The following is a 16,283-nucleotide window of genomic DNA, read 5'->3' as shown; positions in this document are numbered from 1 at the left end:
CAGTGTGTCCCCGGCTCTTGAAAAGCGCCTGTACGGCACCATATTCATCAGCAGGCACCATACGAAAAAGGAAGCCCGCGCTTCCTTTTTCTTTCAGATTCAATAGCTTGAGGAATCAACCATGTCTGCTAGCCAGATCCTGACCCAGGAACCTGTGGAACTGCCGCTGTTGCCGCTGCGCGACGTCGTGGTCTTTCCCCACATGGTCATCCCCCTGTTCGTGGGGCGGCCCCGTTCCATCAAGGCGCTCGAACTGGCCATGGAGGCCGGCAGCAGCGTCATGCTGGTGGCCCAGAAATCCGCGGGCAAGGACGAGCCCACGCCCGACGACTTGTACGAAATCGGCTGCGCGGCCAACATCCTGCAGATGCTGAAACTGCCCGACGGCACCGTCAAAGTGCTGGTCGAAGGCCTGCAGCGCGCCCGCGTGCACGAAGTCACCGATGCCGAATCGCATTTTTCCGCCCGCGTCTCGGGCATCGAAGAGGACCAGTCCGATCTGGCCGAGGCCGAGGCCCTGCGCCGCGCCGTCGTGGCCCAGTTTGAACAATACGTCAAACTGAACAAGAAGATCCCCCAGGAAATCCTGACGTCCCTGTCCGGGATCGAGGAAGCCGGCCGTCTGGCCGACACCATCGCGGCCCATCTGCCCCTGAAGATCGAGCAGAAACAGGCCCTGCTGGACATGTCCGTCGCGTCACGCCGCCTGGAAGCGTTGCTGGCCCAGCTGGAATCGGAAATCGAGATCCTGCAGGTCGAAAAGCGCATCCGTGGCCGCGTGAAAAAGCAGATGGAAAAGAGCCAGCGCGACTACTATCTGAACGAGCAGGTCAAGGCCATCCAGAAGGAACTGGGCGAAGGCGAGGAAGGCGCCGACCTCGAGGAACTCGAACGCCGCATCGCGGCGGCGCATCTGCCCAAGGAGGCCCGCAAGAAGGCCGACGCCGAGTTGAAGAAACTCAAGCTGATGTCGCCCATGTCGGCCGAGGCCACCGTGGTCCGCAACTACATCGACACGCTGCTGAGCCTGCCGTGGCGAAAGAAGAGCCGCGTCAACAACGCGCTGAAGAACGCGGAGGAAGTCCTCGACGCCGATCACTACGGGCTGGAAAAAGTCAAGGAGCGGATCGTCGAGTATCTGGCGGTGCAGCAGCGCGTGGACAAGCTCAAGGCGCCGATCCTGTGCCTGGTCGGCCCTCCGGGTGTGGGCAAGACCTCGCTGGGCCAGTCCGTTGCCCGCGCGACCAACCGCAAGTTCGTGCGCATGGCGCTGGGCGGTGTGCGAGACGAAGCCGAGATCCGAGGTCACCGGCGCACCTATATCGGTTCCATGCCGGGCAAGATCCTGCAGAACATGGCCAAGGTCGGCGTGCGCAACCCGCTGTTCCTGCTCGATGAGATCGACAAGCTGGGCGCCGATTTCCGCGGCGACCCTTCCTCGGCCCTGCTCGAAGTACTCGATCCGGAACAGAATCACACCTTCCAGGATCACTACATCGAGGTCGATTTCGACCTGTCGGATGTCATGTTCGTGGCCACCAGCAACACGCTGAACATCCCGCCGGCCCTGCTGGACCGGATGGAAGTGATCCGCCTGTCGGGTTATACCGAGGACGAAAAGGTCCACATCGCCTTCGACCATCTGCTGCCCAAGCTGATGAAGAACAACGGTGTCAAGGAAGGCGAACTCAGCATCTCCGAAGACGCTGTCCGGGACATCGTGCGCTACTACACGCGTGAGGCCGGAGTGCGTGCGCTGGAACGCGAAATCTCCAAGATCTGCCGCAAGGCCGTCAAGCGGTTGCTGAGCGACCCCGCCGTACGGGATCGAAAGGCCGACGACCAGGCGGCGATCGTAGTGGACGCCGCCAATCTGAACGATTTCCTGGGTGTGCGCCGCTTCAGCTTTGGCGTGGCCGAAAAGGAAGACAAGGTCGGCCAGGTCACCGGCCTGGCCTGGACGGAAGTCGGTGGCGACTTGTTGACCATCGAGGCGGCCGACATGCCGGGCAAGGGCGTGGTCTTGCGCACGGGCTCGCTGGGCGATGTGATGAAGGAGTCGGTCGAAGCCGCCCGCACCGTGGTGCGCGCCCGCGCCCGCCAGTGGGGCATCGCCGACCAGGCCTTCGAAAAACGTGACCTGCACATCCATTTCCCGGAAGGCGCCACGCCCAAGGACGGCCCCTCGGCCGGTGCCGCCATCACCACAGCCATGGTGTCGGCCCTGACGGGCATCCCGGTGCGCGCCGATGTCGCGATGACGGGGGAAATCACCCTGCGCGGCGAGGTTCTGGAAATCGGCGGCCTGAAGGAAAAACTGCTGGCCGCCCATCGCGGCGGCATCAAGACCGTGATGATTCCCGAAGAGAACGTCAAGGATCTGGCGGAAATTCCGGACAACGTGAAAAACCACCTGGAGATCATCCCGGTGCGCTGGATCGACCGGGTGCTTGAAGTCGCGTTGCAGCGCATGCCCGTGCCTTTGTCGGACGAGGAAGTCGCCCGGCTGGCGGCCGAGGCCGTGGCCGCGGCCAAGTCGTCGGAGGCCGGCAGCGGTGGCGTGATGAAACACTGAGCCGTTCCTTGGGAATGTGACAAGGGCTCCCTGACAGGGAGCCCTTGTTGTTTCCGGTTCCGCGCGGCGGGCGATGTGGCCGTCTGTGAATCGCGCGGGCAGAAGGGCGGTGGCCCGCCGCTCAGTGTAGCGGGGTGGTGCGGATCAGGCCGACGGCGATGCCCTCAATGGCGAAGTCGTCGCCCGGCCCCACGTCGATGGGCTGGAAATCGGGATTCTCGGGGAGCAGGCGGATGCGGCGGCCCTGGTGTTCCAGACGCTTGACGGTGACGTCGTCGCCCAGGCGGGCGACCACGATCTGGCCGTGGCGGGCCTGGGGCGTGCTGCGCACGGCCAGCAGGTCGCCATCCAGGATTCCGGCGTCGCGCATGCTGCTGCCGCGGACGCGCAGCAGATAGTCGGGCGCGGCGTCGAACAGGTGCGGGGCCAGCGGGATTTCGCGTTCGACGTGTTCAGCCGCCAGAACCGGGCTGCCGGCCGCGACGCGGCCCACCAGCGGCACCAGGCGGCTGTCGGATGACGCGATCCAGGTCGGGGCGCCGGGCGGAGCGGTCGGCCGACCCCCGGCGTGAGCGGTTGCGCCTTCGGGGACTGCGGGGTCGGCATCGGCGGCGGCCGCCAGGGCCTGCCCGGTGAGCTGGATGCCGCGCGAGGTGGCAGCTGACAGGTGGATGTAGCCCTTGCGTTCCAGGGCGCGGAGGTGGTCTTCGGCTGCGTTGGCGGAACGGAATCCCAGCTGGCGGGCGATTTCTGCCCGGGTTGGGGGACGGCCCGTCTGCTGGATGGCCAGCCGGATGATGTCCAGGATCTGGGACTGTCGGGCGGTGAGTTTCAGGGCCATGTCGCGCTACTGGATGGAAACACAGCCCATATTGTGACGGAAGGAGGCGGGCGGCGCAAGCGCCAGGTCGGTGCGCACGAAACGACAACGGGGCCCCGAAGGGCCCCGTTGTGGTCGAGGCATATGCCCCGGATCAGTGTTTGATGACTTCGGCCACCGCGCGGGCGACGTAATCGATGTTGCCGCTGTTCAGCGCGGCCACGCAGATGCGGCCGCTGCCGACGGCATAGATGCCGAAGTCTTCGCGCAGGCGTTCCACCTGGGGCTTGGTCAGGCCGGAGTACGAGAACATGCCGCGCTGAGCCTTGACGAAGCTGAAGTCCTGGTCCACGCCGTGGGCCTGGATTTTTTCGACCAGTTGGTGGCGCATGGAGCGGATGCGGTCGCGCATGCCGGACAGTTCGTCGGCCCACAACGCATACAGTTCGGGCGTGTTCAGCACGGTCGAGACCAGCGAGCCACCGTGGGTGGGGGGGTTGGAGTAGTTGGTGCGGATGACGCGCTTCAACTGGCTGAGCACGCGGGTGCTTTCATCGTCGCCGCTGGTGACCAGGGTCAGTGCGCCGACACGCTCGCCATACAGCGAGAAGGACTTGGAGAACGAGGAACTGATGAACATGGTCATGCCCATGCTTGCGAACAGCCGCACCACGGCGGCGTCTTCCTCGATGCCGTCACCGAAGCCCTGATAGGCGATATCCAGGAAGGGCACCAGTTGGCCGACCTGCAGCGTGCTGGCGATCTCCCGCCATTGGTCCAGAGTGGGATCCACACCCGTGGGGTTGTGGCAGCAGGCGTGCAGCACCACGATGGTGCCGGCGGGCAGGGCGCGCAGCGAGGCCAGCAGGCCGTCGAAATCCAGCCCGTGCGTGGTGGCATCGTAGTAGTCGTAGCTGACGACCGGAAAGCCGGCGGTGGCGAACAGGGCCTGATGATTGGCCCAGCTCGGGTTGCTGATGGCGACCTTGGCGTCGGGCAGGATCTGCTTCAGGAAGTCGGCGCCGACCTTGAGCGCGCCTGTGCCGCCCAGGGTCTGGACAGTCAGCGAGCGGTGCTCGGCGATCAGCGGCGAGCCGGCGCCCAGCAGCAGGGCCCGGGCGCCGGTGTTGTAGCCGGGGATTCCGTCGATCGGCAGATAGTTGCGCGGTTCGGCCTGTTCGAACACGCGGGTCTCGGCCTGGCGGACGGCCTTGAGCAGGGGAATGCGACCCGCGTCGTCGTAGTAGACGCCGACGCCGAGATTGACCTTGGTGGACCGGGTATCGGCCTTGAATTGTTCGTTCAGGCCCAGGATGGGGTCGCGCGGAGCGAGTTCGACGGATGCGAAAATGGAGGACATGGTTACCGGGAGGACAAGGTGGGAGAAGTCTTGGTCACGTGGGCCAACAGTGTGATAATAAGAGGTTTACCCGAACAGTGTCCAGTTGAGCCCCATGCCCAGTCAGGCCAAATCACAGGCCGCGGCACGACAGGCCCGGTCCCAGGCCGATCCGTCGCCCGCATCCCGGTCCGCCCCAGAGGCCGGACCGGGGTTCGTCCACTATCCGGACAGTCCATTCCAGCTCTTTCAGCCCTATCCGCCGGCCGGCGACCAGCCGGCCGCGATCGATGCGCTGGAGGAGGGCGTGCGCGACGGCCTCATGTGCCAGACTTTGCTGGGGGTGACGGGCTCGGGCAAGACCTACACCATGGCCAACCTGATCGCCCGCACCGGGCGGCCGGCCATCGTGCTGGCGCCGAACAAGACCCTGGCCGCCCAGCTCTATGCGGAAATGCGCGAATTCTTCCCCCGCAATGCGGTGGAATACTTCGTGTCCTACTATGATTACTATCAGCCCGAGGCCTATGTGCCCTCGCGCGACCTGTTCATCGAGAAGGACTCGTCCATCAACGAGCACATCGAACAGATGCGCCTGTCGGCCACCAAAAGCCTGCTGGAACGACCCGACACCATCATTGTCGGTACGGTGTCCTGCATCTACGGCATCGGCAATCCGGGCGACTATCATGCGATGGTGCTGACGCTGCGCACGGGTGACCGGGTCGGTCGCCAGGAGGTCCTGGCGCGACTGGTATCCATGCAGTACGAGCGCAACGACATGGAGTTTTCCCGGGGAACGTTCCGGGCGCGGGGCGAGGTCATCGACGTCTTTCCGGCCGAGCACGCGGAGCACGCGCTGCGCATCACGCTCTTTGACGACGAGATCGAATCCCTGGGCCTGTTCGATCCTCTGACGGGCAAACCGGTCCAGAGTCTGATGCGTTTCACGATCTTCCCCAGTTCCCACTATGTGACGCCGCGCGAGACCGTGCTGCGCGCCATCGAGACGATCAAGGAGGAACTGCGCGGCCGCCTGGCCGAGCTGACGGCGGCGGGCAGGCTCGTCGAGGCGCAGCGGCTGGAGCAGCGCACCCGGTTCGATCTGGAAATGCTGCAGGAACTGGGCTTCTGCAAAGGGATCGAGAACTACTCCCGGCACCTGTCCGGCGCCCTTCCGGGCGAGCCGCCGCCCACGCTCATCGATTACCTGCCGGCCAACGCATTGATGTTCATCGACGAGAGTCACGTCACCATCGGGCAGTTGGGCGGCATGTACCGGGGCGACCGGTCACGCAAGGAAACCCTGGTCCAGTTCGGGTTCCGTTTGCCCTCGGCGCTGGACAACCGGCCCCTGCGGCTCGAGGAATTCGAGGCGCGCATGCCGCAATGCGTGTTCGTGTCCGCCACGCCCGGTCCCTACGAGGCGCAACACGCCGACCAGGTGGTCGAGCAGGTCGTGCGTCCGACCGGCCTGGTGGACCCGGAGGTCGAACTGCGCCCGGCCGCCACCCAGGTCGACGATCTGCTGGGCGAGGCCAAGCTGCGCATCGCGCGCCATGAACGGGTGCTGGTGACCACGCTGACCAAGCGCATGGCCGAGGATCTGACCGAATACCTGGGAGAAAACGGTCTCAAGGTCCGTTATCTGCATTCCGACATCGACACGGTGGAGCGGGTCGAGATCATTCGCGATCTGCGCCTGGGAGCCTTCGACGTGCTGGTCGGGATCAACCTGCTGCGCGAAGGGCTGGACATTCCTGAGGTTTCCCTGGTGGCGATCCTGGATGCCGACAAGGAGGGCTTCCTGCGCTCGGAGCGCAGCCTGATCCAGACCATCGGCCGGGCGGCGCGCAATTTGAACGGACGCGCCATCCTGTACGCCGACCGTGTGACCGACTCCATGCGCCGGGCCATGGACGAAACCGCCCGTCGCCGGGAAAAGCAGGAGGCGTTCAACCTCGAACACGGCATTACGGCCCGGGGGGTGAGCAAAGCGGTGCGCGACTTGATCGACGGGGTGGCGGTGGCCGCGGCGCCAGCTTCAACCGAGGCCGGTTATGATGAATCCGCCCTGCACGATGAGAAGTCCCTGGCGCGGGAGATCCGCCGCCTGGAACAGCGCATGAACGAGCATGCCCGCAATCTGGAATTCGAGCAGGCCGCCTCGGTACGCGATGCGCTGCGCGCCCTGAAGGCCCGGGCCTTGATGGAGTGAAACCGGGGCGGGTTTGCTCTTCGGGGCGCATCGCCCTCCGGCCGGGTCCAGACTGCGGCCAGGCCGCATCCGTCCCGTTGCGGCAGCGTTCCGGAAGTGCTTCAAGCATCAGGTTTTTTTGCAGTTTTCCACAGAAAATGCTTGCTAATTTCCGGGTTTTCCCGCACACTTTTACCTATCATGCATAAGGTACTTTTTGTCTGTACGGGCAATATCTGCCGTTCCCCCACCGCCCAGGGTGTTTTCCAGCACTTCGTCGACGAGGCCGGGCTTTCCGACGCGATCGCCGTCGATTCCGCCGCGACGCATCACTTTCATGTGGGAGAGGCTCCGGACGCCCGCGCCCAGGCAGCCGCGCGAAAGCGTGGCTACGACCTGTCGGCGCTGGTCGCCCGACAGATCCGCACCGATGATTTCCGCGAGGCCGACCTGATCCTGGCGATGGATTGGGAAAACCTGTCTGCGCTGCAGCAGCAGTGCCCCAAAGTCTACCAGCACAAACTCATGCTGCTGATGCGCTTTTCGAATGAATTCGAGGAAGCCACGGTCCCTGACCCCTACTACGGCGGACCCGAAGGCTTCAACAAGGTGCTGGACTACATCGAAGACTCCTGCCAAGGCGTCCTCGAACTGGTGCGCAAGCGCGCGCTGCAATACCAGGCCGCCTGATCTCCTCGTTTTCCACACCAGGGGGCGCTCTCGGAGCGCCCCCTGGCATTTCCGGATAAGGCTGATGAGGGAGGGGCGGATGCCCCTGATGCGTGGTCGGAATTGACAAGGGTCAAGTTCCGGTTTTTTTTGAGCTTAAAACCGAGTGTTTTAGTCGGGTAAGGAGGTACACTTGACTTGAATAGTCGGGTATTTGCCATGCCCACGTTTTCTCCGCATCCACAGAGGACTTCACCATGCGTTTGACGACCAAGGGACGTTTCGCCGTCACGGCAATGATCGATCTGGCCTTGCGCCATCACAGCGGACCAGTGACGCTGGCCGCCATCAGCGCGCGCCAGAATATTTCCCTGTCCTACCTGGAACAGTTGTTCGGCAAGCTGCGGCGGCATGAGCTGGTCGACAGCGTGCGTGGTCCGGGCGGCGGCTACACGCTGGCCCGGCATGCGCGCGACATCTCTGTGGCGGACATCATCTTCGCCGTCGACGAGCCGCTGGACGCCACCAGTTGCGGGGGCAAGGAAAACTGCGACATCGGTCGCAACGGCCATACCGGCAAATGCATGACCCACGACCTGTGGGCGACTTTGAGTCGTAAAATGCTGGAATACCTGGACTCGGTTTCGCTGCAGGACCTGGTCGACCAGCAACGGCTGCGCGAATGGCAGGAATCCGGCCACATGCGCAACGGACGCGCGACGATCCCGATCACGCCGGTTGCGGCCGATTCACCAGTCCAGGAGCCCGTATCGGCCTGATTTACCGGAGTTTCAATGCCACAGGATCCGTCCCCGATCTACCTGGACTATTCCGCTACCACACCCGTCGACGAGCGAGTCCTCCAGGCCATGCTGCCCTGGCTGAGCGAACGCTTCGGCAATCCCGCTTCGCGCAGCCACGCCTGGGGCTGGGATGCCGAAGAAGCCGTCGAACGGGCGCGCGGGCAGGTTGCGGCCCTGATCCATGCCGATCCGCGGGAAATCGTCTGGACTTCCGGCGCCACCGAGTCCGACAATCTGGCGATCAAGGGCGCGGCGCGGTTCCATGCCGGCCGTGGCAGGCATGTGGTCACGGTTCGAACCGAACACAAGGCGGTGCTGGACCCTTGTCTCGAACTTGAACGCCAAGGCTTCGAAGTCACCTGGCTGGATGTGGACGCCAACGGTCTGGTGGGCCCCGATGCCTTGGCCGCCGTCCTGCGCCCCGACACGATCCTGGTGTCGGTGATGCTGGTGAACAACGAGATCGGGGTGATCCAGGATGTCGCCGCACTGGCGGCGCTCTGTCGCGATCGCGGCATCCTGTTCCATACCGACGCCGCCCAGGCCACGGGCAAGCTGCCGATCGATGTCCAGGCGCTGGGCGTGGATCTGATGTCCCTGTCGGCGCACAAGACCTATGGTCCCAAGGGGGTGGGGGCCTTGTACGTGCGCCGCAAACCGCGCGTGCGCCTGGAGGCCCAGATCCACGGCGGCGGCCATGAACGCGGCTTGCGTTCAGGCACGCTGCCCACCCACCAGATCGTCGGCATGGGCGAGGCGTTCACGCTGGCGGGCGAATTGATGGACACCGAAATTCCCCGCATCCGGGCGTTGCGCGACCGCCTGTGGGACGGTCTGCGCGACTTGCCGGATGTCTATCTCAACGGCGATCCGGACCGGCGCGTGGCGCACACCCTGAACATCAGCGTGGCCCATGTGGAGGGCGAAGCCCTGCTGATGGCCGTGCCGGAACTGGCCCTGTCCTCGGGCTCGGCCTGTACTTCGGCCAGTCTGGAGCCTTCCCACGTACTGCGCGCCCTGGGGCGCAGCGACACGCTGGCGCACAGTTCGCTGCGCCTGACCCTGGGGCGCTACACCACGCGGGACGAGGTGGACAGGGCCGTGCGGTTGCTGCGTGACCAGATCGGGCGCTTGCGTGAGCTGTCTCCCCTGTGGGAAATGCGTCAGCAAGGCACCTTGGGCGCCTGGGCGGAGCAATGCCGGTGACAGGGCTGTCGTACGGGCCGCGGGTCCTGGATCACTACCTGCATCCGCGCAACGTCGGTTCTTTCGACGTGGATGATCCCCGGGTGGGCACCGCGTTGGTGGGCTCGCCCGAGCTCGGTCAGATCCTGAAACTGCAGATCCGGCTGGAAGGCGTTACCATAGAATCTGCCTGTTTCCGGGCGTTCGGCAGCGGTGAAGCCATCGCGGCCGGATCGCTTGCGACCGAATGGCTGCGCGGATGCGACCTGGAGCAGGCGCTGGCCATCGGCAGCCAGGACATTGTCCAGGCCCTGGACCTGGCGCCCGACAAGCTGCATTGCGCCTTGCTGGCGCAGGACGCCATCCGCGCGGCCGTGGCCGATTACACTGATAAACACCCGGTTCCACCGACAACCATCGTTCCTGAGGCACATCATGGGAATCACCCTGACACAACGGGCCGCTGAGCACATCCAGCGCCACCTGGAAAAACGCGGCAAGGGCCTGGGCTTGCGCCTGGGGGTCAAGCCCTCGGGCTGCTCGGGCATGTCCTATCACCTGGAATACGTGGACGCCCCCGACGCGGAAGACCAGGTCTTCGAGCAGTTCGGTGCGCGCGTGTATGTGACGTCAGACAGCCTGCCCTATCTGCAGGGTACGGAACTGGACTACGCCCGCGAAGGCTTGAACGAGGGCTTCCGTTTCAACAACCCCAACGAAAAGGCCGCTTGCGGCTGCGGGGAATCCTTTACTGTCTGATGATGCGCGGCGCGTGACAGGGGGCCGGACGAGCGTCTCCCGTCCGCCGGTCCGGCATGAAAAAGGCCAGTCCAACGGAACTGGCCTTTTTCATTGTTCGAGCGCGAATCAGTCCTCGCGCCGCAGGTGTGGGAACAGGATCACGTCGCGGATGTTGGGACTGTCGGTCAGCATCATGACCAGCCGGTCGATGCCAATGCCGCAGCCCCCCGTGGGGGGCATGCCATATTCCAGGGCGCGCACGTAGTCCGCGTCATAGTACATGGCTTCCTCGTCGCCCGCATCCTTGGCGGCTGCCTGGGCCTGGAAGCGTGCGGCCTGGTCCTCGGGGTCGTTCAGCTCGGAAAACCCATTGGCGATTTCGCGTCCGCAGGCGAACAGCTCGAAACGTTCGGTGATGCCGGCCTGCGTGTCGGAGGCCCGCGCCAGTGGCGAGACTTCCACCGGGTAGTCGATGATGAAGGTCGGGTGCCAGAGTTTCGATTCGGCGGTTTCCTCGAACAGCGCCAGTTGAAGCGCGCCCAGGCCCGCATGGGCCAGGGCCGGGCCATCCACGTCCGCGCCCAGGCGGCTCAGCTCGCCGCGCAGATACGATTCGTCCTGAAGCTGGGCGGGCGCATAAGCGGGGGCGTGTTTCAGGATCGCCTCGACGATGGTCAGCCTGTCGAAGGGCCGGTCCAGATCCAGGGGATGGCCCTGGTAACTCAGGCTCGCGGTGCCGCGCACGCGCCGCGCGGTTTCGCGGATCAGGGCTTCGGTGTAGTCCATCAGCCAGCGATAGTCCGTATACGCCGCATAGAATTCCATCATGGTGAATTCAGGATTGTGGCGCGGGCTGACGCCCTCGTTGCGGAAATTGCGGTTGATCTCGAAGACCCGCTCGAAGCCCCCGACGATCAGGCGCTTCAGGTAGAGTTCCGGGGCGATGCGCAGGTACATTTCCATGTCCAGCGCGTTGTGGTGGGTGATGAAGGGCTTGGCCGCCGCGCCGCCGGGTATGGGATGCAGCATCGGGGTCTCGACTTCGAGGAAGTCGGCTTCCGACATGATCTGGCGGATCGCGGTGACGATGCGGCTGCGGGCGAGGAACGTCTCGCGCGTGCCCTCGGTCATGATCAGGTCCACGTAGCGTTGACGGTAGCGCAGTTCCTGGTCGGCCACGCCGTGGAACTTGTCGGGCAGGGGGCGCAGGGATTTCGACAGCAAGCGCAGCGACTGCACGCGCAGCGACAGTTCGCCCTTGCGCGTCTTGAAGACTTCGCCCTCTGCGCCGACGATGTCGCCGATATCCCAGGACTTGAAGGCGGCATAGGTTTCGTCGCCGAGCACGCCCCGGTCCAGGTACAGCTGCAGGCGCCCTGTGGCGTCCTGCAGCGTGGCGAAGCTGGCCTTGCCCATGATGCGCTTGAGCATCATGCGTCCGGCGACGCGGGCGCGCCGGCCCTGGGCCTGCAGGGTGTCCTCGTCCAGATCGCCGCAGTCCCGGTGCAGATCGGCGGCGTGGCTGTCGGGATGAAAGTCGTTGGGGTAGGCGGGGCCTGCCTGGCGCAGCGCATCCAGCTTGGCGCGGCGCTCGGCGATCAGACGGTTCTCGTCGGGGGCTTGGGTTTCGATCGAAGTCATGTCGTGAGAATGGGCTCAGACGCCTTGCTTGAGGCTGGCCGTGATGAAGGGATCCAGATCGCCGTCCAGGACCTTCTGGGTGTTGGAAATTTCCACGCCGGTGCGCAGATCCTTGATGCGGCTCTGGTCCAGGACGTAGGACCGGATCTGGTGTCCCCAGCCTACGTCGCTCTTGGCGTCTTCCAGTTTCTGCTGTTCGGCCATGCGCTTGCGCATTTCCAGTTCGTAGAGGCGCGATTTCAGCATCTGCATGGCTTCGGCGCGGTTGCGGTGCTGGGAGCGGTCGTTCTGGCACTGCACGACGATCCCGGTGGGCTGGTGCGTGATGCGCACGGCCGAGTCGGTCTTGTTGATGTGCTGGCCGCCGGCGCCGCTGGCGCGGTAGGTGTCGATGCGCAGGTCCGCCGGATTGATGTCGATCTCGAAGGAGTCGTCGATTTCCGGGTAGACGAAGACGCTGGCGAAGGAGGTGTGCCGGCCGTTGGACGAATCGAAGGGACTTTTGCGCACCAGACGGTGCACGCCGGTCTCCGTACGCAGCAGGCCATAGGCGTACTCACCTTCGAATTTGATGGTGGCCGACTTGATGCCGGCGACTTCGCCTTCGGATTCTTCCAGGACTTCGGCTTTGAAATCCTTGCGTTCGCCGTAGTGCAGGTACTGGCGCAGCAGCATGGAGGCCCAGTCCTGGGCTTCGGTGCCGCCGGCGCCGGCCTGGATGTCGACGAAGCAGTTCAGGGGGTCGGCCGGGTTGTTGAACATGCGCCGGAATTCGAGCGCCTCCAGGCGTTCGCCCAGGGCGGCGCAGTCCTGCTCGATGGCTTGCAGCGTGGCGTCGTCGTCATCCGCGCTGGCCAGTTCGAACAGGTCGCGCGCGTCGTTCAGGCCGCGCTCCAGGTCGGACAGGGTGCCGACCACGGTCTCCAGGGATTTTTTTTCGCGACCCAGTTCCTGGGCGTGCTGCGGATCGTTCCAGACGTCCGGGCTTTCCAGTTCGGCGTTGACGACATGCAGGCGTTCGGCCTTGGCATCGTAGTCAAAGATACCTCCGGAGCAGGCCCTGACGCTCGGCGTAATCGTCGATGCGGGCGATGATCTGGTTCTGGCGTTCGGCTTCCATGGAGATGTCCTGTGTCGATGTCTGGCCGGCGCGGCGGGGGCGCGCGCCACCGTATCCGGCGGAGCGCCCCGATGTCCGTGCGCGCCGAATTACGGGGATAATCAATTATTTTAACGCGACCGCGCAAATGGGCATGGGCCCGGGGGCGGCATGGGAGAGGGCAGGCATGGACGGGACTTCTTCGGACGACGGGCGCCGGGTGCCGGCGTCTGCCGCGACCACCGCGCTGCGGGCCGGCGGCGCGGAGCCGCCGGCAGGCTGGCGCGCCGCGCTGGCCGGTCTGTCGCCGGCCTATTTCGGCCTGGTGATGGCGACCGGGATCGTTTCGCTGGGCGCGGGCATGATGGGCCTGCCGCTGGTGGCGCGGTTGTTGTTCCTGCTGAACGTGGCGCAATATGCCGTATTGTGCGTGTTGTATGCGTTGCGGGCGTTTCACCACCCCCGCCGTTTTTTCGGCGATATGGTCGATCATCTCAAGGGGCCGGGTTATTTCACCACGGTGGCCGGCACGGGGATCCTGGCGAGCCAGTTCATCGTGCAGACCGACAACATCCGGGTCGGTTTCATCCTGTGGGCCGTGGCGGTGGCGCTGTGGCTCGCGCTGACCTACACCATCTTCACCGCCTTCACGGTCAAGCCGGAAAAACCCACGTTGGACCGAGGCATCAGCGGCGCCTGGCTGCTGGCGGTGGTGTCGACCCAGTCGCTGGCGGTGTCCAGCGCGCTGTTGGCCGCGCGCATCGGACAGCCTTTCCGGCTGGAGCTGAATTTGATGGCCCTGTCGATGTGGCTATGGGGCGGAATGCTCTATATCTGGATGATGTCGCTGATCTTCTATCGTTACGTGTTCTTCCGTTTCTCGCCCGACGACCTGGCGCCGCCGTATTGGATCAACATGGGCGCGATGGCGATCTCCACCCTGGCCGGTTCGCTGCTGATCCTGAACGCGCCCGACGCGCCGTATCTGGTGTCGTTGCTGCCGTTCCTGAAGGGGTTCACGGTGTTCTACTGGGCGACCGGCACCTGGTGGATTCCGATGCTGCTGCTGTTGGGCGTCTGGCGCTATGTCTTCCAGCGTTTTCCATTCCAGTACGATCCCCTGTATTGGGGCGCGGTGTTTCCGCTGGGGATGTATGCGGCCTGCACCTGGCAGATGGACCACGCCATGGGGTTCGGCTTTCTAGCGGCGCTGCCCCGCGGCTTCCTGTATGTGGCGCTGTTCGCCTGGGTGCTGACGTTCGCCGGGATGCTGGGTCGGGTGGCGCGGATCGTGCGTGCGCCGGGGCGGGCCGGTCCCGCCTGAGGCCGCTGCGCGCGCAGGGTGCTCAGGCGGCCAGCCGGGGCGGGGTTTCCTGGGGTGTCGCGGCCTCCAGCCTGAATTGCGTCAGCGTCTGGCGCAGATCGGTGACGCGGGCGCGCTGTTCGGCCACCACCTGTGACGCGGCCTGGGCCTGGCGCGCGCCGCGCGCGCCGATGGCCTCCAGGCGGCGCGCCGCCTGCGCCGTTTCGTGGATGGACAGGGCCTGGGATTCGGTGACGGCGGCGACCTCGTCCATGATCTGGCGGCTGCGGCCGGTGGCCTGGACGACACGGTCCATGGCCTCGCGCGCCTCGGTGGCCAGGGTCGCGCCCTCGCGGCTGTCGCGGATGGAGGCCTCGATCGTGGTCTGAATCAGCGCGGCGGCCTGGTCGCACCGCTGGGCCAGCGACCGGACTTCGGCTGCGACGATGGCGAAACCGCGCCCATGGGCGCCCGCATGGGCGGCTTCGACGGCGGCATTGAGGGCCAGGATGTTGGTCTGGAATGCGATCTCGACGATCTGCCGGGCGGCGTCTTCGACGCGTTGGCCGCTGCGTGAAATGCCGTCCATGGCCAGCGCCAGCCGGGCGACCGCTTCGGCGCCCGTGCGGGCCTCGCGGTCGCCTTGTTCGCTCAGATCTCTCGCTTCGACCGCCCGATTGTGGTTCAGCCGGACTGTTTCGTCCAGGCTGTCCATGGCGGAGGACACCTGCCCGGCCATGGCGCACTGGTCGTGGCTGTCCCCGAGGACCGCCTCCTGGCCGCAGGACAGGACATCCACGCCGGCATTGACGTGCGCGAAATGGTCCGTGACCCGGTTGAGCGTACGGTTCAGGCCCTGGCGGATGCCTTCCAGGGCGTGCATCAGGCGACCCATCTCGTCGCGGCCCGCGCCTTCGATCGGGGTGGACAGGTCGCCGGCCGCCAGATGGCCTGCCAGCGCCACGCCCAGATCCAGGGGCCGCTTGACTGAGCGATAAAGACCGCGCAGGGCCAGCATGCCGCAGAGCAGCAACGCCAGCACCGCGCCGGTGGCAATGTGCCCGGCCGTCCGGCCGTCCGCGGCGACCTGGTCGACGCGGGCTTCCATCCGCAGCGCCTGGTGGGTGTCGAACGCATCGATCAGGGCGGTGATTTCAGCCTCGGCCTGTGTGTATTGCTGGTTGAAGATCAGCGCCTTGGCGAGCAGCGCGTTGGGCAGTGCGATGCGCACGCCGCCCTTGCCGTCGTCCAGTTCGCCTTTGGCGGTCCCCATGGCCTCGCGCTGAGTGGCGGCCAGTGTCATGAGCCGCGCATGGGCGTCTTCGAACAAGGCCAGTTCGTCCGCGTCCAGACCAGCTTGTCTGAAGCGGGTGCCGGCGTCGGCCTGAACGCCGCGGGCGTCGGGCGCGCGGCCTTCCAGGACGGCCAGGTGTTCCTGGTAGCGCTGTTCGAATTCCGGTTGCTCGCTGGCAACGAAGGCGGCGGCGTCCCTGGCCAAGGCGGCGGCCTGGGCTTGATACCAGCCGGCCAATTGGCTGGTCCGGTAGCGTGCGGCTTCCGCTTCGCGCAGGGTGTCGGCCGTCCGCCGCAAATGGGCGACGGCGCCCATGACCAGACCCGCGCACAACGCCAGCACGGTCATGAACAGGATGAAACGGATCTTGAGTGTGAATGCAAACCGCATGCGGGCAATCCCTTGGTCTGAAGCGCCCGGACCTGACGGTCCGGGCTTGCGCTGGGATTATGGCGGTTGCGTATGACAGCCGTGTGTCGGCCGCTCAGCCGAGGAGCCTGGGCAGCCAGAGGCTGACGGCCGGGACGTAGGTGATGAAGGCCAGATAGGTCAGCAGCAGGAGCAGCCAGGGCAGCGCGGCGCGCACGACCTGTCCGATGCTCATTTTGGTGATGCCG

Annotated in this window: 13 protein-coding genes; 8 read left to right on the top strand and 5 right to left on the bottom strand. The window is 65.3% G+C overall.

All coding sequences use genetic code 11. The features are described from left to right. Nucleotides 1-121: 121 nt before the first annotated feature. The gene (lon, locus tag O4H32_RS12865) at nucleotides 122-2,575 is read left to right on the top strand and encodes an endopeptidase La (protein ID WP_269359785.1); all 2,454 of its coding nucleotides are present in this window, start codon (nucleotides 122-124) and stop codon (nucleotides 2,573-2,575) included. A 121-nt stretch (nucleotides 2,576-2,696) separates the two neighbouring features. Here the strand turns inward: lon and lexA are convergent, their stop codons facing one another. After that, complete coding sequence (lexA, locus tag O4H32_RS12860; RefSeq protein ID WP_269359783.1) at nucleotides 2,697-3,416, bottom strand: transcriptional repressor LexA; 720 nt, start codon at nucleotides 3,414-3,416, stop codon at nucleotides 2,697-2,699. A 133-nt stretch (nucleotides 3,417-3,549) separates the two neighbouring features. Further along, the gene (locus O4H32_RS12855) at nucleotides 3,550-4,755 is read right to left on the bottom strand and encodes an amino acid aminotransferase (RefSeq protein WP_269359781.1); all 1,206 of its coding nucleotides are present in this window, start codon (nucleotides 4,753-4,755) and stop codon (nucleotides 3,550-3,552) included. 94 nt (nucleotides 4,756-4,849) lie between these two features. Here O4H32_RS12855 and uvrB point away from each other — a divergent pair, with 94 nt between their 5' ends. From uvrB to iscA, 6 genes are all read left to right on the top strand, one after another. Then, a complete protein-coding gene (gene uvrB, locus O4H32_RS12850; RefSeq protein ID WP_269359780.1) occupies nucleotides 4,850-6,952 on the top strand; it encodes an excinuclease ABC subunit UvrB in 2,103 nt (700 codons plus the stop codon). A gap of 177 nt (nucleotides 6,953-7,129) precedes the next feature. Further along, complete coding sequence (locus O4H32_RS12845) at nucleotides 7,130-7,621, top strand: low molecular weight protein-tyrosine-phosphatase (protein WP_269359901.1); 492 nt, start codon at nucleotides 7,130-7,132, stop codon at nucleotides 7,619-7,621. A 236-nt stretch (nucleotides 7,622-7,857) separates the two neighbouring features. Beyond that, complete coding sequence (gene iscR / locus O4H32_RS12840) at nucleotides 7,858-8,379, top strand: Fe-S cluster assembly transcriptional regulator IscR (protein ID WP_269359778.1); 522 nt, start codon at nucleotides 7,858-7,860, stop codon at nucleotides 8,377-8,379. A 15-nt stretch (nucleotides 8,380-8,394) separates the two neighbouring features. After that, nucleotides 8,395-9,609, top strand: a complete 1,215-nt coding sequence (locus tag O4H32_RS12835; protein ID WP_269359776.1) for an IscS subfamily cysteine desulfurase — start codon at nucleotides 8,395-8,397, stop codon at nucleotides 9,607-9,609. Nucleotides 9,610-9,614: 5 nt separating this feature from the next. Next, complete coding sequence (locus O4H32_RS12830) at nucleotides 9,615-10,055, top strand: iron-sulfur cluster assembly scaffold protein (RefSeq protein ID WP_269359899.1); 441 nt, start codon at nucleotides 9,615-9,617, stop codon at nucleotides 10,053-10,055. Next, the gene (gene iscA / locus O4H32_RS12825; RefSeq protein WP_269359774.1) at nucleotides 10,024-10,347 is read left to right on the top strand and encodes an iron-sulfur cluster assembly protein IscA; all 324 of its coding nucleotides are present in this window, start codon (nucleotides 10,024-10,026) and stop codon (nucleotides 10,345-10,347) included. Before O4H32_RS12830 ends, iscA begins: the two co-directional genes overlap by 32 nt. A gap of 108 nt (nucleotides 10,348-10,455) precedes the next feature. On the opposite strand, the gene lysS is transcribed toward iscA, so the two are convergent. Together lysS and prfB are read right to left on the bottom strand one after the other, a co-directional pair. After that, the gene (gene lysS, locus O4H32_RS12820; protein ID WP_269359772.1) at nucleotides 10,456-11,970 is read right to left on the bottom strand and encodes a lysine--tRNA ligase; all 1,515 of its coding nucleotides are present in this window, start codon (nucleotides 11,968-11,970) and stop codon (nucleotides 10,456-10,458) included. Nucleotides 11,971-11,985: 15 nt separating this feature from the next. After that, nucleotides 11,986-13,090 (bottom strand): peptide chain release factor 2 gene (gene prfB / locus O4H32_RS12815; RefSeq protein ID WP_269359770.1). Its coding sequence is split into 2 segments (ribosomal slippage): nucleotides 11,986-13,008 and nucleotides 13,010-13,090, totalling 1,104 coding nucleotides; the frame shifts between segments, so codons are not numbered across the junction. Nucleotides 13,091-13,256: 166 nt separating this feature from the next. Here prfB and O4H32_RS12810 point away from each other — a divergent pair. After that, nucleotides 13,257-14,393: a tellurite resistance/C4-dicarboxylate transporter family protein gene (locus O4H32_RS12810; RefSeq protein ID WP_269359769.1), complete on the top strand. Its 1,137-nt coding sequence runs from the start codon at nucleotides 13,257-13,259 to the stop codon at nucleotides 14,391-14,393. 22 nt (nucleotides 14,394-14,415) lie between these two features. Here O4H32_RS12810 and O4H32_RS12805 read toward each other — a convergent pair whose 3' ends face one another. Beyond that, nucleotides 14,416-16,056 (bottom strand): methyl-accepting chemotaxis protein, encoded by a 1,641-nt coding sequence (locus tag O4H32_RS12805; protein ID WP_269359767.1) that lies wholly within the window; start codon nucleotides 16,054-16,056, stop codon nucleotides 14,416-14,418. Between the last annotated feature and the right edge of the window lie 227 nt (nucleotides 16,057-16,283).

Origin of the sequence: Castellaniella denitrificans, assembly GCF_027214045.1 — a bacterium.
GTDB lineage: Bacteria > Pseudomonadota > Gammaproteobacteria > Burkholderiales > Burkholderiaceae_B > Castellaniella > Castellaniella denitrificans_A.
Note: the sequence above shows the minus strand (reverse complement) of the source record. Positions and strands in the feature narration are given on the sequence as shown.

Bases quoted from the DNA above. Each gene is read 5' to 3' on its own strand.
- lon (WP_269359785.1), top strand. From the start codon at position 122: ATGTCTGCTAGCCAGATCCTGACCCAGGAACCTGTGGAACTGCCGCTG.
- lexA (WP_269359783.1), bottom strand. From the start codon at position 3,416: ATGGCCCTGAAACTCACCGCCCGACAGTCCCAGATCCTGGACATCATC.
- O4H32_RS12855 (WP_269359781.1), bottom strand. From the start codon at position 4,755: ATGTCCTCCATTTTCGCATCCGTCGAACTCGCTCCGCGCGACCCCATC.
- uvrB (WP_269359780.1), top strand. From the start codon at position 4,850: ATGCCCAGTCAGGCCAAATCACAGGCCGCGGCACGACAGGCCCGGTCC.
- iscR (WP_269359778.1), top strand. From the start codon at position 7,858: ATGCGTTTGACGACCAAGGGACGTTTCGCCGTCACGGCAATGATCGAT.
- O4H32_RS12835 (WP_269359776.1), top strand. From the start codon at position 8,395: ATGCCACAGGATCCGTCCCCGATCTACCTGGACTATTCCGCTACCACA.
- iscA (WP_269359774.1), top strand. From the start codon at position 10,024: ATGGGAATCACCCTGACACAACGGGCCGCTGAGCACATCCAGCGCCAC.
- lysS (WP_269359772.1), bottom strand. From the start codon at position 11,970: ATGACTTCGATCGAAACCCAAGCCCCCGACGAGAACCGTCTGATCGCC.
- O4H32_RS12810 (WP_269359769.1), top strand. From the start codon at position 13,257: ATGGACGGGACTTCTTCGGACGACGGGCGCCGGGTGCCGGCGTCTGCC.
- O4H32_RS12805 (WP_269359767.1), bottom strand. From the start codon at position 16,056: ATGCGGTTTGCATTCACACTCAAGATCCGTTTCATCCTGTTCATGACC.